Origin of the sequence: Mixta hanseatica (genome assembly GCF_023517775.1) — a bacterium.
Taxonomy (GTDB): Bacteria; Pseudomonadota; Gammaproteobacteria; order Enterobacterales; family Enterobacteriaceae; genus Mixta; species Mixta hanseatica.
This window is the reverse complement of sequence record NZ_CP082904.1, coordinates 1,955,854-1,977,852: the sequence shown is the minus strand read 5'-3', so window position 1 is coordinate 1,977,852 and position 21,999 is coordinate 1,955,854. Positions and strand designations below refer to the sequence as shown.

General features: G+C 60.9%; 15 protein-coding genes. 8 read left to right on the top strand and 7 right to left on the bottom strand.

From position 1 onward, the window contains the following. Positions 1-56 precede the first annotated feature (56 nt). The 7 genes from cobA to K6958_RS09585 all read right to left on the bottom strand — a co-directional run bounded on the left by cobA (position 57) and on the right by K6958_RS09585 (position 12,030). Positions 57-872, bottom strand: coding sequence for a uroporphyrinogen-III C-methyltransferase (gene cobA / locus K6958_RS09615; protein WP_249894422.1), 816 nt, complete (start codon positions 870-872; stop codon positions 57-59). Further along, the gene (locus tag K6958_RS09610; protein WP_249894421.1) at positions 869-3,511 is read right to left on the bottom strand and encodes a nitrate reductase; all 2,643 of its coding nucleotides are present in this window, start codon (positions 3,509-3,511) and stop codon (positions 869-871) included. Before K6958_RS09610 ends, cobA begins: the two co-directional genes overlap by 4 nt. Further along, positions 3,508-7,596 (bottom strand): nitrite reductase large subunit NirB, encoded by a 4,089-nt coding sequence (nirB, locus tag K6958_RS09605; RefSeq protein WP_249894420.1) that lies wholly within the window; start codon positions 7,594-7,596, stop codon positions 3,508-3,510. The genes K6958_RS09610 and nirB overlap by 4 nt, the downstream gene beginning before the upstream one ends. Positions 7,597-7,606: 10 nt before the next feature. After that, positions 7,607-8,395 (bottom strand): ABC transporter ATP-binding protein, encoded by a 789-nt coding sequence (locus K6958_RS09600; RefSeq protein WP_249894419.1) that lies wholly within the window; start codon positions 8,393-8,395, stop codon positions 7,607-7,609. 12 nt (positions 8,396-8,407) lie between these two features. After that, on the bottom strand, positions 8,408-9,283 hold the full coding sequence (gene ntrB / locus K6958_RS09595) for a nitrate ABC transporter permease (RefSeq protein WP_249894418.1): 876 nt from the start codon (positions 9,281-9,283) through the stop codon (positions 8,408-8,410). Further along, positions 9,280-10,545, bottom strand: a complete 1,266-nt coding sequence (locus K6958_RS09590) for a CmpA/NrtA family ABC transporter substrate-binding protein (protein WP_434085205.1) — start codon at positions 10,543-10,545, stop codon at positions 9,280-9,282. The genes ntrB and K6958_RS09590 overlap by 4 nt, the downstream gene beginning before the upstream one ends. 240 nt (positions 10,546-10,785) lie before the next feature. Next, positions 10,786-12,030 carry a nitrate- and nitrite sensing domain-containing protein gene (locus K6958_RS09585; RefSeq protein WP_249894417.1) on the bottom strand — a complete coding sequence of 415 codons (1,245 nt, stop codon included), beginning with the start codon at positions 12,028-12,030 and terminating at the stop codon, positions 10,786-10,788. 165 nt (positions 12,031-12,195) lie between these two features. Between K6958_RS09585 and K6958_RS09580 the strand changes: the two genes are divergently transcribed. The 8 genes from K6958_RS09580 to K6958_RS09545 all read left to right on the top strand — a co-directional run bounded on the left by K6958_RS09580 (position 12,196) and on the right by K6958_RS09545 (position 21,955). Continuing rightward, positions 12,196-13,983: a methyl-accepting chemotaxis protein gene (locus K6958_RS09580; protein ID WP_249894416.1), complete on the top strand. Its 1,788-nt coding sequence runs from the start codon at positions 12,196-12,198 to the stop codon at positions 13,981-13,983. 422 nt (positions 13,984-14,405) lie between these two features. Then, positions 14,406-14,861 carry an SH3 domain-containing protein gene (locus tag K6958_RS09575; RefSeq protein ID WP_249894654.1) on the top strand — a complete coding sequence of 152 codons (456 nt, stop codon included), beginning with the start codon at positions 14,406-14,408 and terminating at the stop codon, positions 14,859-14,861. Between the two features lie 85 nt (positions 14,862-14,946). Beyond that, complete coding sequence (gene icmH / locus K6958_RS09570; RefSeq protein WP_249894415.1) at positions 14,947-16,167, top strand: type IVB secretion system protein IcmH/DotU; 1,221 nt, start codon at positions 14,947-14,949, stop codon at positions 16,165-16,167. Then, the gene (gene tssM, locus K6958_RS09565) at positions 16,167-18,281 is read left to right on the top strand and encodes a type VI secretion system membrane subunit TssM (protein ID WP_249894414.1); all 2,115 of its coding nucleotides are present in this window, start codon (positions 16,167-16,169) and stop codon (positions 18,279-18,281) included. The genes icmH and tssM overlap by 1 nt, the downstream gene beginning before the upstream one ends. Positions 18,282-18,291: 10 nt before the next feature. Next, positions 18,292-18,987 carry a type VI secretion system-associated protein TagF gene (tagF, locus tag K6958_RS09560; protein WP_249894413.1) on the top strand — a complete coding sequence of 232 codons (696 nt, stop codon included), beginning with the start codon at positions 18,292-18,294 and terminating at the stop codon, positions 18,985-18,987. 36 nt (positions 18,988-19,023) lie between these two features. Then, positions 19,024-20,190, top strand: a complete 1,167-nt coding sequence (gene tagH / locus K6958_RS09555; protein ID WP_249894412.1) for a type VI secretion system-associated FHA domain protein TagH — start codon at positions 19,024-19,026, stop codon at positions 20,188-20,190. Then, complete coding sequence (locus tag K6958_RS09550; RefSeq protein WP_249894411.1) at positions 20,187-20,960, top strand: PP2C family protein-serine/threonine phosphatase; 774 nt, start codon at positions 20,187-20,189, stop codon at positions 20,958-20,960. The genes tagH and K6958_RS09550 overlap by 4 nt, the downstream gene beginning before the upstream one ends. 14 nt (positions 20,961-20,974) lie before the next feature. Further along, positions 20,975-21,955 (top strand): hypothetical protein, encoded by a 981-nt coding sequence (locus tag K6958_RS09545; protein WP_249894410.1) that lies wholly within the window; start codon positions 20,975-20,977, stop codon positions 21,953-21,955. Positions 21,956-21,999: the final 44 nt, after the last annotated feature.

Below are 21,999 nucleotides of genomic sequence, written 5' to 3'. Positions count from 1 at the left end.
GTCCTCTGCTAACCTGAAGCCGCTATCTGTTTACCTGAAGCCGCACGCCCTTAACCTCAGGCGATCGCCGCCTGCGCCTGGTTCTCTTCCGTCTCTGTCGCGCGATACAGCTTCACCACCTCGCCGACGATAATCAACGCGGGCGACTGCGGTTGATATCGGGTAACGGTGGTGGGCAGCTGCGCCAGCGTGGTGATCAGCACGCGTTGGTCATGGCGTGTCCCGCGTTCCACCACCGCAACCGGCGTATCGGCGGCGCGTCCATGATGACATAGCTGCTGGCTAAGTTCGGCGCTCCAGGTCAGCCCCATGTAAAAGACCAGCGTCTGGCTGGCGTCCTGCAGGCTCTCCCAGGCGAGCTGCGGCTTGCCCTCTTTGCCATGGCCGGTAATAAAACGTACCGATTGCGCCATCTCCCGGTGCGTCAGTGGGATACCGCAGGCGGCGGCGCAGCCAATGGCGGCGGTAATGCCGGGCACCACTTCACAAACGATACCCGCAGCCTGTAATGCCTGCATCTCCTCCCCGCCGCGGCCAAAAATAAAGGGATCGCCGCCTTTCAAGCGCACCACATGGCGTCCGCTACGGGCTAAATCCACCAGCAGCTGACTAATCTGTTGCTGTTTCATGCCGTGAAAGCCCGGCGTTTTGCCGACGTCGAGCGCCAGCGTACTGGCCGGGATCAGCGCCAGCACCTCTTCGCTGACCAGCCGATCGTAAACCACTACATCCGCCTCGCCGAGCAAGCGCAGCGCCTTCAGCGTAAGCAGCTCGACATCGCCCGGCCCGGCGCCCACCAGCCAGACGCTGCCCTGCGGCCGGCCCTCGTCGCCGCTTAACAGTTTGTTCAGTGCAGGTAACCGCTGTGTCATGCTGACCTCCCGCTTTCCGCCTCAGCCTGCTGAGGGGCATGTTGTGCAATTAATTTTTTCAGCTCCGGCAAACAGGAGCCGCAGTTGGTGCCGCATTTCAGCTGTTGCCCCAGCGTCGCGCAGTTCAACGCGCCCTGGCGAATCGCGGCGGCGATTTGCTGTTCGCCGGTGCCGAAGCAGCTGCAAACGGTTTTTCCACGCGCCTCACCCTGCATGGCGCGGCCCGCCAGCAGCGCAAAACGCGACGCCGCTGAGTCAGGCGGCTGTTGAAAAGCAGTGGCGATTAGCGTCTCATCCACCACCGGACGGCGCGCGGCGGCGTAAAAAGCGAGCTGTACTTCGCCCTGATACCAGGCGACCAGGTGATGAAAATCCCGCTCGTCGCCCGCCTGTTGCAGCGTCCATTCCGGCTTAAGCAGCCCCTGCAGCCAGCAGCGCGGATCGCCATCATGCGCCAGCGTAAAGCGGGCGATACCGCCGGCAATCGGCACGCGGCACCACCAACGGATAGGGTTTAATGTGACGTTGTCACGTAAAAATAACATGCCCTGCCAGTCGCTGTGCCAGGACTGAATGCGAACCGGCGTTTGTTTACTCTCTGGCTGGCCGGAATGCGGGCAGCGCCAGGGCGCCACCAGCCGATCGACATTGCCTTCGGCACAGTATTGTTGATTCCAGTGCATCGGCACAAACAGCGTGCCCGGCGTCTGATCTTCCGTCAGGCTGGCGCGAGCGATCATCCAGCCGTGTCGCGACTGAATACGCACCAGCGTATCGGGCCAGATGCCCTGACGCAGCGCGTCATCGGGATGGATCGCGACGAAAGGCTCAGAGGTATGTTGCAGCAGGCGCGGCACCAGGCCGGTGCGCGTCATGGTGTGCCACTGATCGCGAATACGCCCGGTATTCATCATCAGCGGCCAGCGCTGGCTGGTGGCGACGCGCGGCCCAACAGGCGTTACCGGCAGCAGACGCGCTCTGCCGTCAGGATGATAAAAGCGGCGTTCCCCGAACAGCCGGGCGCGCCCCTGCGGAAAATCACCGTTTACCGGCCACTGCACCGGCTGCAGCCGCTCCCATTGCAAGTTGCTCAGCTGCGCCAGGCCGCTGATATCAAATGCGCGCCGCCCCTGATTTTCAAAACCGGAAAGCGCAGCGTGCTCGCGAAATATCTCTGCCGGATGCTGCCAGTTGAACGCCGCGCCGTAGCCGAGCCGCTGCGCCACCTGCGCCAGCATCCACCAGTCCGGTCGCGCTTCGCCCTGAGCGGGCATAAAAGCGCGCTGACGCGAAATCCGCCGTTCAGAGTTGGTCACCGTACCGTTTTTCTCGCCCCAGGCCTGCGCCGGCAGCAGAATATCGGCGAAAGCGCTGGTATCGGTGGCGCGCATCACCTCTGAAACGATAACCAGCTCGCAGCGCTGCAGCGCCTGCGCCACGGCATTGCCATCCGGTAGCGAAACCGCCGGGTTGGTGCCCATAATCCACACCGCTTTCACCTCGCCGCGGCCTATCGCCTGAAACAGATCGACCGCCTTCAGGCCCGGCTGCGTCGCGACCCGATCGCTGCGCCAGAAGCGCTGCAGACGGTCGATATTTTCCGGGGTGAAATCCATCTGCGCCGCCAGCTGGTTTGCCAGCCCGCCGACTTCACGTCCGCCCATGGCGTTTGGCTGCCCGGTGAGGGAAAAGGGGCCGCTGCCCGGTCGTCCGATTTTGCCGCTAAACAGATGGGCATTAAGGATGGCGTTGCACTTATCGCTGCCGCTGGAGGACTGGTTAATACCCATGCACCATAGCGTCAGTACCCGCTGATGCGCTGCAAACAGGCGATAAAACTGTTCCACCTCTTCCTGCGGCAGCTGACAGGCCTGCGCTACGTGGGCGGGCGTCCAGTCTGCGGCGGCGGCCAGGGTTTCCGCTACCTGATCCAGCTGCGGCTGCATCACGCTGTCACCATAGCCGCCCTGCGCCAGCCAGCGCAACAGCCCGTTGAATAGCGCGCCGTCACTGCCCGGCGTCAGCGGCAGATGCAGATCGGCCAAATCGCAACTGGCGCTGCGGCGCGGATCGATGACCACTACCCGCAGCGCCGGGTTTTGCTGCTTCGCCTGCACCAGCCGCTGCCAGGCCACTGGATGGGTCCAGGCCGCATTGGAGCCGGCCAGTACGATAACCTCAGCATGGTCGAAATCTTCATAACAGCAGGGAACTGCATCCGCGCCCAGCGCGCGCTTGTAGGCGGTGACCGCCGAAGCCATACAAAGACGCGAATTAGTATCAATATTGCCGCTGCCGATAAACCCCTTCATCAGCTTATTGGCTACGTAGTAATCCTCAGTCAACAGCTGGCCGGATGCGTAAAATGCCACGGCGTTCGGGCCATGCTGCTGAATAATCGCCTGCAGTCGTTCAGCCACGCTATCCAGTGCCGTCTGCCACGAAACGCGCCGTCCGGCAATCTGCGGCCACAGCAGGCGGCCAGCAGGGATCAGCGTCTCCGCCAGCGCGGCGCCCTTCACGCACAGGCGTCCCGTGTTGGCCGGATGGTCGCCATCGCCGCTGACGCGCCAGCCTTCCCCCTGCGCATTGACTTCTACCCCGCAGCCGACGCCGCAGTAAGGACAGGTGGTTTTCATGACGCCTCCGCCACGCTCAGCTTGCCCACCGCCAGCGGCGCGCTGCCCACCAGCACCCGTCCGCCCACGAGTCGCACCGGCCAGCAGCGCAGCTGCAAATCCGTCCCATCAAGCGCAATACCGTCGCGCAGGCGAAAACGCTGCTTATAGAGCGGCGAGATCACTATCGGCTCCCCGGCGGCATCGCCCAGTATGCCGCGCGACATTACGCTAGCGCTGGTGCCCGGTTCGTTATCATCCAGCGCATACACCGCGTCGGCAAAACGGAACAACGCAATACGCTGGCCGCCAAGCCGCGCGCCGATGCCCGCCTGCGGCGGAATCGCCTCCAGCGCGCAAATATCGCTCCAGGGTTCCTGCGGTAACGGCAGCTCAGCTATCTGCGGTGCGGTCGCCGGGCGGATTTGCCCGCGCTCCAGCTGCCATTGCAGGGTTTCATCCGGCGCGTCGCTGTTCAGCGTGGCGCGGAACAGCCGCAGCCGATCCGGCGATGCCAGCGTGGTGCGCCATTCGCACTGCCAGCTATCGACCACCTGCTGCATCTCCTGCTCCAGCTCCGCTCCAATGCCAAGGCTGTCATGGATAACGACCTCTCGTAGATATTCCAGTCCGCCCTCCAGGTTATCCATCCAGACGCTGGTACGTTGCAGGCGATCGGCGGTGCGGATATAGAACATCAGCAATCGATCGACATAACGAATTAAAGTCCGATCGTCCAGGTCGCCGGCGAACAGATCGGCATGGCGCGGTTTCATGCCGCCATTGCCGCAAACGTACAGATTCCAGCCCTTTTCCGTGGCGATTACGCCGATATCTTTACTCTGCGCCTCGGCGCATTCGCGGGTACAGCCGGAGACCGCCATTTTGATTTTGTGCGGCGCGCGTAGCCCCTTATAACGATTCTCCAGCTGAATAGCGAAACCGGTGGAGTCCTGCACGCCATAGCGGCACCAGCTGCTGCCAACGCACGATTTAACCGTACGCAGCGATTTACCATAGGCGTGGCCGGTTTCAAACCCGGCGTCAAGCAGCGCCTGCCAGATCGCGGGCAGCTGATCCAGCGCCGCGCCGAACAGGTCGATGCGCTGGCCGCCGGTAATTTTGCTGTAAAGATTAAAACGTTCCGCGACCTGACCGATAGCGATCAGCCCCTGCGGCGTGATTTCACCGCCGGGAATACGCGGCACCACCGAGTAACTGCCATCTTTCTGGATATTGGCGAAGTAGCGATCGTTGGTCTCCTGCAGCGGCAGGTGCGGCGGCTGCAACAAATAATCGTTCCAGCAGGAGGCGAAAATCGAAGCGGCCAGCGGCTTGCAGATTTCACAGCCGTGTCCGCGGCCGTGCTGCGCCAGCAGCTGCTCGAAAGTTTTGATCCGGCCCACGCGCACCAGGTGATAGAGCTGCTGACGCGACCAGGCGAAATGCTCGCATACATCTTGCTTGATCTCCACGCCCTGCGCCGCCAGCTGTTCATCCAGCAGCTGTTTTACCAGCGTGCTACAGCCACCGCAGCCGGTTGCAGCTTTGGTGCAGCTTTTCAGCGTCGCCATATCGCCGCAGCCGCTGCTCACCGCCTGGCAAATATCGCCTTTGCTGACGTTATGACAGGAACAAATTTGCGCGCTTTCAGGCAGCGCCGCCACGCCAAACGCTTTGGCGGGCGCACCGGCAGAGCGCGGTAGGATCAGGCTTTCCGGCTGAGGCGGCAGCGGAATATCGTTCAGCATCATCTGTTGCAGCTCGCTGTAGTCGCTGCTGTCGCCCACCAGCACCGCGCCCAGCAGCCGTTTGCCGTCGGCGGAGACCACGATTTTCTTATAAATTTCCTGCGGGCCGTTGGTCCAGAGGTAGCTCTGGCTGCCCTCGCTGCGGCCATGAGCATCGCCCAGCGAGGCTACCTCCACGCCCAGCAGCTTCAGTTTGGTGCTCATATCCGCACCGCTGAAGGCGGCAGGCTCATCCGCCAGACGGCTGGCCAGCACCCGCGCCATCTGATAGCCCGGCGCCACCAGACCGAATATCTGCCCCTGCCACAGCGCACATTCGCCGATTGCCGCAATGGCCGGATCGCTGGTGAGACAGCCATCATCAATCACAATGCCTCCGCGCGGCCCGAGCGTCAGGCCCGCCTCGCGCGCCAGCTCATCGCGCGGGCGGATGCCGGCAGAAAACAGAATCAGATCGCTCTCCAGCGTGCTGCCGTCGGCGAAATGCAGCCGCAGCGAGCCATTCTGCTGGGTTTCTATCCGCCGCGTTTCGGTGCTGGTCAATACCGTCACGCCAAGCGCTTCGATTTTACGCCGCAGCATCTGCGCGCCGCCATCATCCAGCTGCACCGCCATCAGGCGCGGGGCGAATTCAATCACATGGGTTTCCAGACCGAGCATTTTTAGCGCATTGGCCGCTTCCAGCCCCAATAGCCCGCCGCCGATGACCACGCCGCGCCTGGCGCTGACGGCACGCGCTTTAATCGCATCAAGATCGCTTAAGGTGCGATAAACAAAACAGTTGGCTGCGTCAAAACCGGGGATCGGCGGCACAAATGCGTAAGAGCCGGTCGCCAGCACCAGTTGGTCCCAGGCCAGTTCGCGTCCGCTGCTATCACGTACGCAGCGACGCTGGCGATCGATATGAGTGACCTTTTCGTGACAACGTAACTCAATATCGTAACGGGTAAAGAAATCTTCGCTGACCAGCGACAGCGCCTGCGCATCACGTCCGGAAAAGTACTCTGAGAGATGTACACGATCGTAGGCGCTGTGCGGCTCCTCGCCATACACCACCAGCTGATAGCGCAGATGTAGCTGGTGATGTACCAGCTGTTCGAGAAAATAGTGGCCAACCATGCCGTGACCTATTACCACCATAACCGGTTTGTTCATCGCTTTACTCTCCGCAGCCTCGGGCTGCCTGTCGGAAGGGGTGAAGCCAAACAGCGCGTCCTCAGTTACCGGCGCGCCGCGTTGCAAAAGTTGCAGCAGCGAAGCTGCCGTTGAGGTATCGCCATAGAGGATGGCGCCGGTCAGTCTGCCGTTGCGCAGCACCAGGCGTCGATAGTGCTGACTCAGCGGATCGCTGAGGGTTAACGAACGGCTGCCGGGCGCGGCGCCGGTCTCGCCGACGCTAAAGATCTCAATGCCGGTCACTTTCAGTCGGGTTCCCTGCGCCTGAGTGTAAAAATCAGCAATGGGCGCATCGGCCAGCTGATGGGCCAGCACTTCCGCCTGCGCCAGACACGGTGCCAGCAGGCCGTACGTTTCGCCCTCGATTTCACAACACTCGCCCAGTGCCCAAATACCCGGCGTGGCGCTGCGCAGCTGCCTGTTGACCAGAATGCCCTGCCGACAGGGGATCCCGGCCTGCTGCGCCACGCTAACCGCGGGCCTGACGCCAATAGCGATAACTACCTGTGCCGCAGGCACGCATTCGCCATCGCTTAACGTGACACTGTCACTATCGATTTGCACAATACCTGACGCCAAACGGCAACCGATGCCGCGCTGTCGCAGCGTCTCGGCCAGCAGGCCGCCAGCAAGGTTATCCAGCTGACGATCCAGCAGCCCGCCATGGCGATGCACCAGCGTCACCGCACGCCCGCGCAGACGCAGCGCCGCCGCGGCCTCAATGCCTAATAAGCCGCCGCCCAGTACCACCGCTGGCCCGTCAAGCGCCAGCATGCGCTCTACGTCGCGCAGAGTGCGAAAGCCGCCGACATGCGGCAGCGTAATGCCGGGGATGGCGGGCATTAGCGGCTCGGCGCCGGTGGCAAACACCAGCCGATCCCAGTGCAACGTGCGCCGGTCCGTAGTCAGGCGCTTCTGCGGCACATTCACCGCCAGCGCCTTTTCACCTGCCAGCAGCTGAATGCCCTGCTGCTGATACCATTCAGGGGTGTGGATCAGCGTCTCCTGAAACGATTTTTCACCGCCGAGCACCGGCGAGAGTTGGATACGGTTATAGTTGCCCTGCGCTTCGCTGCCGATCACCGTGATGCGATAGCGCCCGGGCGCCAGCCGCAACAGAGTTTCCACCATCCGCATCCCCGCCATGCCGTTACCGATAACCACCAGATGTTCAGCCATTGCTGACTCCTCAGGCCGCGTGGCGCTGTTTTTCATACAGGAAGTGCAGGATCTGTTGGCGCAGGTGGTGATAGCGCGCGTCATCGGCCAGCGCCACGCGTGAACGCGGACGCGGCAGATCGACAGTCAGGATCTCGCCCAGCGTCGCAGCCGGTCCGTTGGTCATCATCAATACCCGATCGGAAAGCAGCACCGCCTCGTCCACGTCATGGGTAATCAGTACAATGGTGGTGTTCAGCTCCTGCTGAATGCGCATCACGCTATCCTGCAAATGAGCGCGTGTCAGGGCATCCAGCGCGCCGAACGGCTCATCCATCAGCAGCACGCGCGGCTTCATCGCCAGCGCGCGGGCGATGCCGACACGCTGTTTCATGCCGCCCGACAGCTCCGCCGGGCGCTTATGGGCCGCATGGCTCATCTGCACTCGCGCCAGGTTATGCTCAATCCACGCCTGCCGCTCCGCCCGGCTCATGCTGTGCTGAAACACCTGATCCACCGCCAGCGCCACGTTTTCCTGCGCCGTCAGCCACGGCAGCAGCGAGTGATTTTGAAAGACCATCGCCCGCTCCGGGCCTGGTCCGGCAATTTCGCGGTTATCGCACAGCAGCACGCCATCGCTGGGCAGCGTCAGCCCGGCAATCAGGTTAAGCAACGTCGATTTGCCGCAGCCGGAATGCCCGATCAGGCTGAGGGTTTCCCCGGCACGCACGTTAAAAGAGACGTTGTCCAGCGCCAGAAACTCGCCTTCGGCGCTATGAAAACGCTGGCTGACGTTTTGCACCTGAATAATGTTTTGCATGGCGTATCCCCCTTATTTTTCCCAGCTGAAGCGGCGTGCCAGCAGCATCAGTCCCTGCTCCAGCAGCAGGCCCACCACACCGATAATGAAAATGGCGATCAGAATGTTTTCTACGTTGAGGTTGTTCCACTCGTTCCAGATCCAGAAGCCGATGCCCAGCCCGCCGGTCAGCATTTCTGCGGCGACGATCACCAGCCAGGCGATGCCGATCGACAGGCGCACGCCGGTCAGCACCGCCGGCAGCACCGCCGGGAAGAGGATTTTGCGCATGATGGTCCATTCGGAGAGTTTCAGTACCCGCGCCACGTTGAGATAGTCCTGCGGGATACGCTGTACGCCTTCAGCGGTATTGATGATCATCGGCCAGATCGAGCAGATGAAAATAGTCCAGCTGGAGGCGGGTTCGGCGCGTTGAAACAGCAGCAGGCCAATCGGCAGCCAGGCGAGCGGGCTGACCGGACGCAGCAGCGCAATCAGTGGATTGAACATCTCCGCCAGAAAGCGAAAACGCCCAATCAGGAAGCCGGCCGGGATGCCCACCAGCGCCGCCAGACCGAAGCCCACCGCGACGCGGGTCAGCGAGGCGATAACATTCCAGCCGATGCCCTGGTCGTTAGGGCCGCCGTTATAAAAAGGATGGGCAAACAGCGTCAGCGCCGCCTGGGCAGTGCTCAATGGGGTGGGAAAGCCGCTGCTGTTCAGCGCCGCGATCTGCCAGACGCCGAGCAGCAGCAGCAGACCGCAGCAGAGCGGGATTAGCCGCTTCAGTAGCGCGTTGAATCGCCAGCGACGCCGGCGAGGGCGCGGTGCGGCGGGCGGCAAGACGATCACTTGCGCGACGGCGGGCGCCGTTTCCGTGCTTGTCACGATCTCAGCTTCATTTTTCATACGGGGACTCCTCGGCGTTTAATGGCGAAATCGGTAGCCCAGGCGGCAGGATTGCTGCCATCCCAGACCCTGCCGTCAATCAGCGTGCTGCGCCGCATCTCACTCTGCGGCACCGGGATATTACCGACCGCGCTGGCGGCCTGGCGGTAGACGTCGGTGCGGTTAATGGCGCGCGCCACCGCCTGATAGTCGGGCTGCTGCTTCAGCAGCCCCCAGCGTTGCAGCTGGGTTAAAAACCACATGCCATCCGACAGCCACGGGAAGTTCACCTCGCCGTCGCGGAAAAACTGCATGCCGTGCTCATCCTGCCAGCTGCGCCCCAGCCCGTCCTGATACTGACCGAGCATGCGTCCGGTAATCGCCTCCGGCTGGGTATTAAGGTATGCGCGCCCGGCAATCGCCCGCGCGGTTTCCCGGCGGTTATCGTCTGAAGCATCGATCCAGCGAGCGGCGTCCAGCACCGCCGCGGTCAGGGCGCGGGCGGTGTTGGGGTGCTCATTCACCCACTGGGCGCGGGTGGCGAGGATTTTTTCCGGATGATCCGGCCAGACCTGCTGACTGGTGACGGCGGTGTAGCCGACCTGCTCGTGGATGGCGCGCTGATTCCACGGCTCGCCGACGCAGAAGCCGCTCATATTGCCGATTTTCATATTCATCACCATCTGCGGCGGCGGCACCACCAGCAGCCGCAGGTCGCGGAAGGGATCGATCCCCACGCTGGCCAGCCAGTAATAGAGCCACATAGCGTGCGTGCCGGTGGGAAAGGTGTGGGCAAAGCGCAAGGTGCCCGGCTCGCTGGCGGCTACTCGCTTTTGCAGGCTGTTGCCATCGTGGACGCCCTGCGCGCGCAGCTGGCTGGAGAGCGTAATTGCCTGGCCGTTGTTGTTCAGGGTCATCAGATTCGCCATCGCCTGTTGTTTCCCGGCAATGCCAAGATGCAGCCCATAGATCATGCCGTACAAGGCATGCGCGGCATCCAGTTCGCCGGAGGCGAGCTTATCGCGCACCGCCGCCCAGCTCGCTTCTTTCGACGGCTGCAGGCTAATGCCGTACTTTTTATCGAACCCTTTTAACGCCGCCATTACCACCGGGGCGCAGTCGGTGAGCGGGATAAAGCCCACGCGCACCTGCGGCTTTTCTGGCGCGTCAGAACCGGCAGCCCAGACCGCGCTGCCCAACCCCGGCACCAGAGCGCAGCCTGCTGCCAGGGCGCTACCGACGAGAAAACGACGACGTGACGACATAAAACGCGCGTTGCTCATTCTGTGGTTCCTGAAAAAAGAGATAAAAAAAGGCGTCCGTCGCACGGGCTGTAAGCCTGCGACCGGACGCCTTTATCCAAAGCACTCGCTTCACCGCCGTTGGCGAAACAAATGCGTACGTTGTAGTAAATATATTGCAAGCAGCGTGCCAGTTTTTATACCGCTTTCGGCGCGCCGTGACGCGTCAAGGCGCCCTTTGGCGCACTCTGGTGCGGCAGCGCGCGCACGCTGATTGTGCAGCTACCTGGTTTGAGGTAGCGAGAAGGCGGCAGCCACTTCGACCATCGCCCGGGCAATCTCGCCGACCCGCTTATTTTGATCCATCGCCATTTTACGCAGCGTATGCCAGGCCTGTGGCTCATCGCACCGGTGATGCTGCATCAGCAGCGCTTTGGCGCGATCGATCGCTTTACGCTCTTCCAGCGTGGCGTGCATCGCCGCCAGTTCATCGCTCTGCGCCTGCAAACGCTGGGCCTGATTCTCTATTAGCGTTAATAGCGAGCGCCCCAGCTGCGGCGCAATGCCAGCGGCGTCCAGCATGCCACCCTCTTCCAGCCAGGGCGTGTTCGCCACGTACAGGCTGTAGCCCAGCGCCTGCCTGTCGGTAGCCTGCGGCAGCGTGGCGTGGGTGGTTTCCAGCCGGGAGATGCCGTCACGGCACACCTGCATTACCTGGCGCCGCAGGCGCGCTTCTATCCGCTTCATGCCGTCCAACCGCTCGCTGAGCAGCCGAAACCAGTGCTGCGCATCGGCGCCGCGCGCATTCATTCCGCTGCAGGCGATGCGCCGCAGCTTTTCCGTTTCCCGTCCTGCTTCAGCCATCTCACGCCACGCCTGCAGGCTCTCCTCATCGGCAAACTGGCAGAAGGCGGTGAAACAGCGCTCCTGTCCCTCCAGCAGCGTGACCAGCTGCTGACGCTCCTGTTGGCTGAACTGACCGACAGCAAACCCCGCCGCGCCGGTGGCTCGCTCCTGTCCCGCCAGCTCTTTGCCCTGCATAAAGCTGAACAGCGCCAGCAGCGCGCGCGACATGCTGTGACTGCCGTTATCCGCCGCCTCGAAGATCAGATGTAGCAGATGCCGTATCAGTTCGCTGAACTGCTGCATCGCGTCACCATGGGAGAACTGCCGCCGCCGCACCTGCTCACGCAGCGGCGCCAGCCCGCTCAATGCCTGCAGCGCCAGCGCCGCCCGGCCATAAAAACCACTGGCGGCGCGCTTTTCCGGCATCGGCAACAGCGCCAGCATCGCCTCCAGCGCCTGATCCACTTCCTCTTGCCGCGTGACCAGATGTGGCGGCGTGAGCTCGGTAGCGCTGCACAGCCAAAGCGTGGAGATGCCGCGTTCGCGCTGCAAAGCGTGAATTAAGGCGCTCGTCGCTTCCAGCAGCGCTTCGCTATTTAACAGCGCCTGCAACGCGACCCGTTCGCTTTCCCGTGACGCTAACCAATAACGCCAGGCATAACTGGTGGTGTTTTCCATCATCGATCGCCCCGTTAACCGTATCCGTTAGCGATCAAGCAAAGTGCGTGCCGCTTATTATCACGGCGCGGTAATAGTTTTTACTTATATTTTACCCGGCCGCCTCAAGTTGTTTACGCAGACTACCGATACCCCAAAGAACAACTTCCGCTTCAACGAGGCTCCACCATGCTCTCTTCTATTCGTGCCCGTATTGTTGCTATTACTACTGCCTGCGTGGTGGTGGCGTTAATGGTTAACGCCACGCTGAACTATCTAATCACCGAGAAATATAACCAGCGCTCAATTACCAGCACGCTGGAAGCGGTGGCCGATAGTCATAATGCCGCCATTGCTGAATGGGTTAACAGTAAATCCGCCATGATCGCCTCGCTGCAGCCGGTAGCGCTGGACGCCGACCCGGTTCCGGCGTTCCGGCAGATTGCCGCAGCAGGCGGTTTTACTAACGTCTACGCCGGCTATGCCAGCAAAGTGGCGAAATTTTCCGATGCGGTCGGTATTCCGCCCGATTTCGATCCTACGGGCCGCCCATGGTATTTGCAGGCGCAGGCCGCCGCAAAGCCAGTAGTGACGCCGCCCTATGTCGATGTCACCAGCGGTAAACTGGTGGTGGCCTTCGCCGTGCCGGTGATCGCGAACGGTACGCTGCAGGCGGTGCTCTCCGGCGACGTGGCGATGGATAGCGTGGTGGCAAACGTCGGCTCGATTCATCCGACGCCCGCCAGCAGCGGTCTGCTGATCGATAAAAACGGCACCATCGTCACCACCAGCGATGCGGGCATGGCGCTGAAGCCGGTGAAAGCCCTGCTGCCGGATCTTGATGTCTCTGCACTGTTAAGCAGCGCGACGCCGGTTGCGGCGCAGCTGAACGGCGTGGATAAACTGCTGCTGGCGAAGCCGGTCAGCGGTACCGACTGGTATCTGGTGGTGGCGCTGGATCGCGCGGAAGCTTACGCCGGTATGCATTCGCTGCTTTCCGCTTCGGCGGTTTCGCTGATCCTGCTGGTGCTGGTCGCCGCGCTGGTAATTGGCCTGCTGATTGGCGCGCTGATGCGCCGCCTGCTGTCGATTCGCGATGCGATGCGCGCTATCAGCTCTGGCGATGACGATTTGACTCAGCGCCTGCCGGTGAACGGCAACGATGAGGTTTCGCAAATCGCCAGCGCCTTTAACGCCTTTACCGATAAGCTGGCCACGGTGATGACGCAGCTGCGCGACGCCAGCGCCTCGGTGCAGGTCGCCGCCAATGAGATCGCCAGCGGCAACGCCGATCTCTCCGGGCGTACCGAGCAGGCGGCCAATAACCTGCGCGAAACGGTCAGCGCGATGGACGCGATCAGTCAGTCGGTGACCCAGTCCACCCAGTCGGCCATGCAGGCAAATCAGCAGGCGGCTTCCGCATCGGAAGCCGCGCGGCGCGGCGGCGAGGTCGTTTCCAGCGTTATTGCCACGATGGAAACCATTGAACAGGCCTCCGGCAAAATCGGCGATATTATCAGCGTGATCGACGGTATCGCTTTCCAGACCAATATCCTGGCGCTCAACGCGGCGGTTGAGGCGGCGCGCGCCGGCGAACAGGGCCGTGGTTTTGCCGTGGTCGCCGGTGAGGTGCGTAATCTGGCGCAGCGCAGCGCGCAGGCGGCGAAAGAGATCAAAACGCTGATCGACAGCACCACGCAAAGCGTAGCGACCGGCTCGCGCTATGTGCGTATGGCGGGTGAAAGTATGAACGATATCGTCAGCAGCGTTGCCAGCGTGTCCGACATTATGGAGGGCATTACGCTGGCCAGTGAAACCCAGCTGCATGGCATTCAGGGGGTTCATCTGGCGATCGGTAAGCTGGATGAAATGGTGCAACAAAACGCCGAACTGGTGGTGGAATCCACCGCCGCTGCCGGCGCGCTGAAATATCAGGCCAACGAACTGGCCGATACCGCCGGCCATTTCCGTCTGTAAATTCTGAAATAGCTTGCCCGGCGGGCGTTCTCTGCCGTCGGGCAATTTTCTCTCTCCGCCCGATTTCTTTTTTCGTGTGTTGCATTAAGCCTGCGCCACGCCTGCTTTGCTGTCTATACTTGCCAGAGACTTATCTGAGACCGCCGTCGCGTTAATGCGCCCAGAGGTGACGCGGCGGCGAATAACATGAGAAACAGACCCGCGCAATGGTTTGAATTCTCAAAAGTGTCAGGTAGACTGAGCCTGGTTTTATCTTTCTGTAAATCTGAGCAATTTTTCCAGCCAGCCGCGTCACAGAACGGCAAGCTTCAGGCTTGCCCGCCGCGTCTCTGCGCTACAGGCACTGGCTTTTGTCCAGATAATCTGATGAGATCGTGAGGATCAAAGTGAAAATTCGTTTCGCGCTGACATTACTCGCTGTTATGACCGTTGCCGGCTGTAAACCCCCTGCGCCGCCCGTCAATGACGATACGCTGGTCAGCAGTACCGTCAACGGCGTGACGCTGGTTCATCGTCATGCGGTCAGTGCGCCCGGCGAGTTTACGCCGGTTGATGAGCGCTACCGCGCATTGTATGACGCATCGGTGATGACCACGCCCGACTACGGCGGCAAAGTGGTGCGCTATCTGGAAAACGGCAAGCCTTTCCAGGTGTTGGGTAAGGTGGAAAATGGCTGGCTGGCGATCGCCGATCCGGATGACACGCAGCTTATCGGCTATGTGCCGATGAAAGCCGGCGTGCCCAGCGATCGTTACGAGCAAACGCTGCGCAATGACCGCCCGCGTCCGCGCCGCGCCAGCCAGCAGGTGTGTGTCGATGTCGGCGGCGCCAGTAAAGCCTGTCGCAAAGCCAATACCGCAACCTGGATCCTTGATTAAGCTACGCCTGCCGGTGCCTGGCCCGGCAGGAACTCCTGATGACTGCTGAAAATGGGATATTTTCGGTCTGGAATAATGTGATTCAATGACGCCTGTAGATACTGCCCGTGAAGCATACAACACGAGCACGGATAATATATTACTGGCAGCGGCCTCCCCGCTGTTGAATACCATTGTGCACATTCGTATGGCTGCCACCCATGACGATCCAGCCGGGCTGCGCCTGCAGCTGGTGGAAGAGGTGCGTCAGTTTGAAAACCGCTGCAAACAGGCGGGCCTGCCGTTCGAAACCATTATCGGCGCGCGCTACTGCCTTTGCAGCACGCTGGACGAGGCGGCGGCGCAGACCCCATGGGGCATTCGCGGCGTCTGGTCGGGCAACGGTCTGCTGGTGACCTTTCATAACGAAAGCTGGGGCGGAGAAAAGTTTTTCCAGCTGCTCTCCCGCCTGTCGCAAATGCCGGCGCAGCATTTGGCGCTGCTGGAAGTAATTCACTACTGCCTGCTGCTGGGCTATGAAGGCCGCTATCGCGGCATGGAAAATGGCCGTCAGCAACGCGATACCCTGCGCACCCGCCTTGGACAGCTGATTGCCGAAACCCGTCAAAGCCAGGATGCGCCTGCCAGCGTAACGGTGGAAGCGCGGCCATTGACCAGCCAGTTCTGGCGCCCGCCGGTGCCGCTCTGGAGCTGTTTGCTGATTACCGCTTTAATTGCCGGTCTGGTTTACAGCAGCCTGAACTGGCGGCTGGGCAGCCAGGCCGAACCGTTGCTGCGCGCGATTTATCAGGCGCCGTTGCCAGAAGTGACATTGTCACGCGGAGCGGCGACGCCGCAGTCCTTACTTAATTTACGCCAGCGCTTAAGCGATGTGCTGGCCGCCGGTCAGCTGGAAGTCACTGACGGCCCTTTCGGCAGCAAGATTATTCTCCCCGCAGATAAACTTTTCGCCCCGGGCGCAACTGCGTTAAGCAGTTCCGGACGCGCTTTGTTGATGCGCGTGGCCGCCGCGGCGCAGGATATTAAAGGCACCCTGCTGGTTTCGGCCTATACCGATAATCGTGTACCGCGCAATAACCGTTTCCCCTCCAGCTATGAATATTCGCTGGCGCGTGCCAAAGCGGTGACCGCCCTGCTGAACCAGCAGCTGAGCGCCGGCCATCAGGTGAAGGCCGAGGGACGCGGCGATAGCGAGCCGCTGCTGCCGAACGACAGCGAAGAGAATCGCGCCCGCAATCGCCGTATTGAAATTACGCTGTTCGCCGCGCCGGCTCCGGCGAACCCAGCGCACAAGGAGAAGCCGTAATGAAGAAAGTCTGGCCCCCGTTGCTCGCCAGTCGCCTGGTCTGGGGCTTTATCGGCATCAGCGCCTTTGCCTGCCTGGTCTGGATTGTCGGCCCGCTGCTGGTGTTTAACGATACGCGCCCGCTGGAGCCGGTATTTAATCGTCAGCTGGTCATGGGCCTCGGCTATTTTTTCTGGATCCTGATGCAGCTGATCCCCCGCCTGTATAACGCCTGGTTTAATAATCGTCTGCTGACCAACCTACAGCAGCAGGCGATGCTCGATCCGGCGGAGCAGCAGGCGACGGAAAGCATGCTTACCGATCGCTTTAACGAAGCCATTGCCCTGCTGAAAAAAGCGCAGTTTGGCCGTAAGCGTCACGGCAGCCGCTGGCAGCGTTATAGCGCGCCGTGGCTCTATCAGCTGCCGTGGTACATGATTGTCGGCGCGCCGGGCGCCGGTAAAACCACCGCGTTGCTGAATTCCGGGCTGGAGTTTCCGTTAACCGATAGCCTGGGCAAGAGCGCCGTGCGCGGCATCGGCGGCACGCGCCACTGCGACTGGTGGTTTACCGATCGCGCCGTGCTGCTGGATACCGCCGGGCGTTATACTCTGCAGGAGAGCCAGCGCGCACGTGACGCCAGCGAATGGCAAACCTTTATCGCCCTGCTGAAACGCTATCGCGCGCGCCAGCCGATTAACGGCGTAATCATGACTATCAGCGTGGCCGACCTGCTGAGCGATGCTCCCGAGGCGCGCTATGCTCAGGCCACCGCCCTGCGTCAACGCATGCAGGAGCTGCATCAGCAGACCGGCATTGCCTTTCCGGTCTATATCATGGTGACCAAAACCGATCTGCTGAAAGGCTTTATGGGCTATTTCGCCACGCTGGATAAGCAGCAGCGCGATCGCATCTGGGGCTTTACCTTTCCCTGGGAGCCGAACCGCGACGGTGGCGCGTCGCTTAACCGCCATTTCGAGCAGCAGTTCACCCTGCTGCAACAGCAGCTACAGCATGACGTGGCGCACCGGATGGCGCAGCAGAACGAACTGATACAGCGTGCCGATTGCTTCCTGTTTCCGCAGGAGTTCGCCTCGCTGCGTCCGCTGCTGGCGGAGTATCTGGATATTGTTTTTTCTCCCGTCGGCGGCGCGGTCGCCTGGTCGCCGCGCGGCCTGTTCTTTACCAGCGGCACCCAGGAAGGGTTGCCGTTCGATCGCATTATGGGGCAGCTCACGCGTAAGCTTCAGCTGCCGCGCACCGGCGAGCATTCGATTGCCGCCTGGGATAGCGTTAACCGCGCCGCGCCGATCCCTGGCAATAAAGGGCAAAGCTACTTTATTCGCCATCTGCTGAGCGATTTGATTTTTGAAGAGAGCGGCCTGGCCGGCAGCGATCGTCGTTGGGAAGATCGTAATCGACTGTTGCACTGGGCCGCCTGGGGCGCGATGGCCGCCGGGCTACTGCTGGCCTGCGGCCTGTGGTTTACCAGCTACGTGCAAAACCAGCACTATCTTCAGCAAATTGCGCAGCGCGTCCCGCCGTTGACACATCAGGGCGAGGAACTTGCCCGACAAAACGCCGGCACCATTTTCGATCTGCTACCCTATTTGAATAGCCTGGTGAAGTTGCCGCAGGTAGAGAGCTTCTCGCTGGATAGCCCGCCGCTTAGCATGCGCGCCGGGCTCTATCGCGGCGATCAGGTTAGCGACGCGGCCTGGGTGCTGTACCAGAATGCGCTGAAGTCGCTGCTGCTGCCGCGCGTCGCGCAGGAAATCACGCGGATCCTCGGCAGCGACAAAGGCGATGACAGCGAATTTAGCCGTAATGCCCTGCGCGCCTATCAAATGCTCTATCAGCCGCGCAATTACGACGGCGAGTTCCTGCGCGGCTGGTTGATGCAAAACTTACAGCGTACCCTGCCGCCGAGCGTCACCACGCACGATCTTCAGCAGCTTGACTGGCACCTTAGCCAGCTGCTGGACCGGCAGATTCAGTCGTCGCCCTTCGCTCGCGACAACGCATTACTTATGCGCAAGCTGGCGGCCAGCCTGGCGGATTCGACGGCGGACGGCAAACAGTTTGCGACCGCGTCCGCAGCATCCACGCAGCAAGCGGGCAATCGGCATCAGTGAGGTAACGGTTATGGCGGAGAAATTAGCCCCCGGCTGGTATGGCAAGCTACCGGTGACCGGCGATTTCCTGCAGCGACGGCTGTCGGATAGCATGGTCACCGGATGGTCCAACTGGTTTCAACAGGGGATCTCCCAGTGGCATCAGCAAAAAGTCACGGCGGACGCTTTTCTGCGCGCGCCGGTGTGGAACTTTATCATACCGGTGACGCCCGGCTTTCAACGCATTCAGATGGGCTGCCTGCTACCCTCTCGCGACCGCGTGGGCCGCATCTGGCCGCTGGTGGCGGTAAAAACGTTTACCCCTGAGCAGTGGCATCCCGCGCAGTTGATTATCGCCGGCGACTGGTATCGTCAGTTGGGAAGCTGTTTGTGGCAGGCAGTGCGCGAGCCGCAGCCGGTTGATACGCTGGAAGGAAATCTGTTGGCGTTGCCGCCGCTGCCGGTACCGGAAAAGCAACGCTCCGCCATTATGGACGTTATCGGCTATCAGGATCTGCCCTGCACCTTAAGCTGGCGCGAAGTCGCCGATCGCTTTAACTCACAGCATTTTATCAGCTACTGGTGGAGCAACCGCTGCGACGGATTTCCTCACGCCACCCACAAGCACAGCGGCATTTTAAATGCGCAGCTTTTTTCCCTACTGTTCAACCCGGCGGCGGGTGCGCAGCCGGGACGTAACGGCCTTTATCCACCGATGTTTGAGTAATGCCTTTTGTCCCGACTTCTTGATGCAGGAATCATCATGCGATTTACCATTGTGCAACAGACAGGCGTGCCCCATCAAACAGTCGACTTTTTACCTCCCGGCGGCACGATTGGCCGCAGTCAGGACAATGATTTAGTCCTGCCGGATGAAGCGCGGGCCATTTCCCGCCTGCAGGCGGTGGTGCATATTTCCCCGCAGGGTGAATGTCGATTGACCAATCGCGGCAGCGTAACCACCGTGGTATTAAACGGGCGTCCGCTGGATCGTGACAGTCAGGTGTTACTGCAGCACGGCGACACCCTGACCATTGGCGAATATCAGATTGAGGTGCGCGATCCGCGCCATGAAACCGTCAGCGAGAATCTGGCCAGCAGCTTTGATCCGCTCTCCCTGTTTCAACAGCACGCCCTCGCCGACGATCCGCTGGGACTGGCGCAGCATGACACGTCGCCGCTGGTGACCAGCACGCTGGAGCCGGCCGCCGCCGAGAGCACCGCCAGCCGAAGCAACTCGCACAGCAGCGCCCGGCTGGATATCGATCCGCTGCCGCGCGATCACAGCGAGCGTACGGAAAGCGCGGCGCCCTGCAGCGACGGGCGGCTAATCCAGGCGCTGCTGGACGGCATGGGGCTGGATAATCATGGCAAAGAAGGCCTGACCGAAGAGCAGATGCGGATGACCGGCCGCATGCTGAGCCTGTTTTCGCAGGGCACGGTCGCGCTGCTCTCTTCACGCTCGATCCTCAAGCGCGGGGTGAAGGCGGAAATGACCATGATCCTGAATGAAGCCAACAATCCGTTTAAGATTTTGCCCTCAGGCAAAACGGTGCTGATGCAGATGTATCAGAGCCAGATGCCCGGTTTTATGCAGCCAGAACAGGCGGTACGCGACGCACTGGTCGATTTACAGGCGCATCAGCTCGGCATGATCGCCGGTATCCGCGCGATTATCGCCGCCATGCTGCAGTCGTTTAATCCGCAGCGGCTGGAAGATAACGCACGTCAGGATGGGCAACTGCCGAAAATGCGTTTTACCGCGCATCGCAAAGCGGCGCTGTGGGATTACTTTATACGCAGCTACCAGCGCACCGCCGGCGAGCTGGAAGATGACTTTCATTCGCTATTCGGCGAGGCCTTTTTGCACGCCTATGATATGGAAGTGAATCAGTATAAAGACTCTCAGACGCGAATGGAGAACGAATGAATATCGCCTTTGCCATGACCTCGCAACAGGGCGAGCGCGCTAACAATCAGGATCGGGTAGGACATCTGCTGACCGAACACAACGCCTGTTTTGTGGTATGTGATGGCGTGGCCGGCCTGCCCGGCGGCGAACAGGCGGCGCGCATCGCCTGCGATACGCTGGTAGATACGCTGGCGTCTCAGCCGTTTGGCATGCCGGAAAGCCGTCAGGCGATTGAAAAAAGCGATCGCGCCATCCGTGAGGCACAGCAGATAAATCTGAAATTACAGCGCATGAGCACCACCCTTGCCGCGCTGTTTATCGACCGCGCGCAACAGCTGGCATGGTGGGCGCACGCTGGCGATAGCCGCATTTATCATTTCCGGCGCGGCTATGTGAAACAGGTCACACATGACCACAGTCTGGCGCAAAGAATGAAGGATGCGGGTTACGAAAATACCGGCATTAACAGTAATTTACTTTATAATGCGCTCGGTGCTGAAACGATGCGCGAGGTCAGTTACAGCGAGGTGATTACGCTGGAGGACGGCGACGCCTTTCTGGTATGCAGCGACGGCTTTTGGCTCCATCTGGCGACCGCTGAGATGGAGCAGGCGCTGCGTATGGTGAACAGCTGCGAAGAGTGGTTAACGCTGATGCAGCAGGCCATCGATAAAACCCGTAAAAACGATAACCTGAGCGCCGTCGCCGTTTGGGTCGGTTCGCCGCAGGAAACGACCCTATTACAGTCACTGGCTGATTCGGCACGCCTGTTGCCGCCTCGCGATTAATTCCAAGGAGCGTTATGAGATTGCTGACCAAGTGCCTGCGTGCGGTAAAATATGGGCTGCCCGGCGCTATCGCGCTGCTGATGGCCTCTGCCGTTCATGCAGAAAACTATCGCGTGGTTTATTCCCCCAGCATGGCGCTGGAGGTTTTTATCGATAATGTCGCCAGCAATGCGCCGCAGGACTGGTGTAAGGATACGCTGCATCTGCGTATTGTTTCCGGCGAAAGTAAAGATTCAACGGTATTAACCTCCTTTTTGCCGCGCGTCGGTACGCTGCTGGCCAACCAGTGCGGCAAGCTGCAGGAGCTGCCGTGGGAGATGATGGATAGCCAGGGCGCAGCGCTGGCCAGCGGAACCGCGGTAAAGGCGCAAAACTGGCGGCCGGTGGTGACCGCCGATGCGACGGCGACGGCTAACGCCAATAACGCCGCTCCGCTCGATCTTTCCCGCCCCGCGAATAGCGAACCGCTGCAGCATTTTGAGCTGCCGGGCGGCTGTCACTTCCGCACCTGGTGGGACGATAACGGCCAGTCGCTGTTTATCCCGGATAACCGCAACCTGAGCTGCTCTACCGAGGGGTGGCTGGAAGGCGCCAGCGAGTTAACGCTGGTGAGCGACGGCAAAAGCGAACCGCTGCAGGTGAACTTCTGGCAGGGCTATCCGCTAATTGGTTTGAAACCGGACAGCGTCGCCTTAAGCGTGGTGAATATCAATAATCAGCGCATGGTAGTGACCAATGACAACGCCGAAGATAGCTGGCTGATCCTGCCCTTTGATAACCATTTGCATGTCTGGCAATTCAGCGGAACGCTGCTGGTGAAAATGGATAAAAGCGCGGCGCAGGATATAACGGCGGTCAGAGCGCGCGTTAACGCCGTGCGCAAAGCCTGGGCAGGCATGCTGCCCGCCAAACAAAAGATAACCGTTATGCTGGTGGATGTGCTGCATCCTGACCTCGCCGATCCGGCGATTGGCGCATACCGCACCTTAAATTAAACGCAGGCGCGTGCCTGCAGTAAACAGGCCGTAAACGCTCAGAG

Excerpts from the sequence above, each read along its gene's own strand:
- cobA (WP_249894422.1), bottom strand. The coding sequence starts at position 872 with ATGACACAGCGGTTACCTGCACTGAACAAACTGTTAAGCGGCGACGAG.
- K6958_RS09610 (WP_249894421.1), bottom strand. The coding sequence starts at position 3,511 with ATGAAAACCACCTGTCCTTACTGCGGCGTCGGCTGCGGGGTAGAAGTC.
- nirB (WP_249894420.1), bottom strand. The coding sequence starts at position 7,596 with ATGGCTGAACATCTGGTGGTTATCGGTAACGGCATGGCGGGGATGCGG.
- K6958_RS09600 (WP_249894419.1), bottom strand. The coding sequence starts at position 8,395 with ATGCAAAACATTATTCAGGTGCAAAACGTCAGCCAGCGTTTTCATAGC.
- ntrB (WP_249894418.1), bottom strand. The coding sequence starts at position 9,283 with ATGAAAAATGAAGCTGAGATCGTGACAAGCACGGAAACGGCGCCCGCC.
- K6958_RS09590 (WP_434085205.1), bottom strand. The coding sequence starts at position 10,545 with ATGAGCAACGCGCGTTTTATGTCGTCACGTCGTCGTTTTCTCGTCGGT.
- K6958_RS09585 (WP_249894417.1), bottom strand. The coding sequence starts at position 12,030 with ATGATGGAAAACACCACCAGTTATGCCTGGCGTTATTGGTTAGCGTCA.
- K6958_RS09580 (WP_249894416.1), top strand. The coding sequence starts at position 12,196 with ATGCTCTCTTCTATTCGTGCCCGTATTGTTGCTATTACTACTGCCTGC.
- K6958_RS09575 (WP_249894654.1), top strand. The coding sequence starts at position 14,406 with ATGACCGTTGCCGGCTGTAAACCCCCTGCGCCGCCCGTCAATGACGAT.
- icmH (WP_249894415.1), top strand. The coding sequence starts at position 14,947 with ATGACGCCTGTAGATACTGCCCGTGAAGCATACAACACGAGCACGGAT.
- tssM (WP_249894414.1), top strand. The coding sequence starts at position 16,167 with ATGAAGAAAGTCTGGCCCCCGTTGCTCGCCAGTCGCCTGGTCTGGGGC.
- tagF (WP_249894413.1), top strand. The coding sequence starts at position 18,292 with ATGGCGGAGAAATTAGCCCCCGGCTGGTATGGCAAGCTACCGGTGACC.
- tagH (WP_249894412.1), top strand. The coding sequence starts at position 19,024 with ATGCGATTTACCATTGTGCAACAGACAGGCGTGCCCCATCAAACAGTC.
- K6958_RS09550 (WP_249894411.1), top strand. The coding sequence starts at position 20,187 with ATGAATATCGCCTTTGCCATGACCTCGCAACAGGGCGAGCGCGCTAAC.
- K6958_RS09545 (WP_249894410.1), top strand. The coding sequence starts at position 20,975 with ATGAGATTGCTGACCAAGTGCCTGCGTGCGGTAAAATATGGGCTGCCC.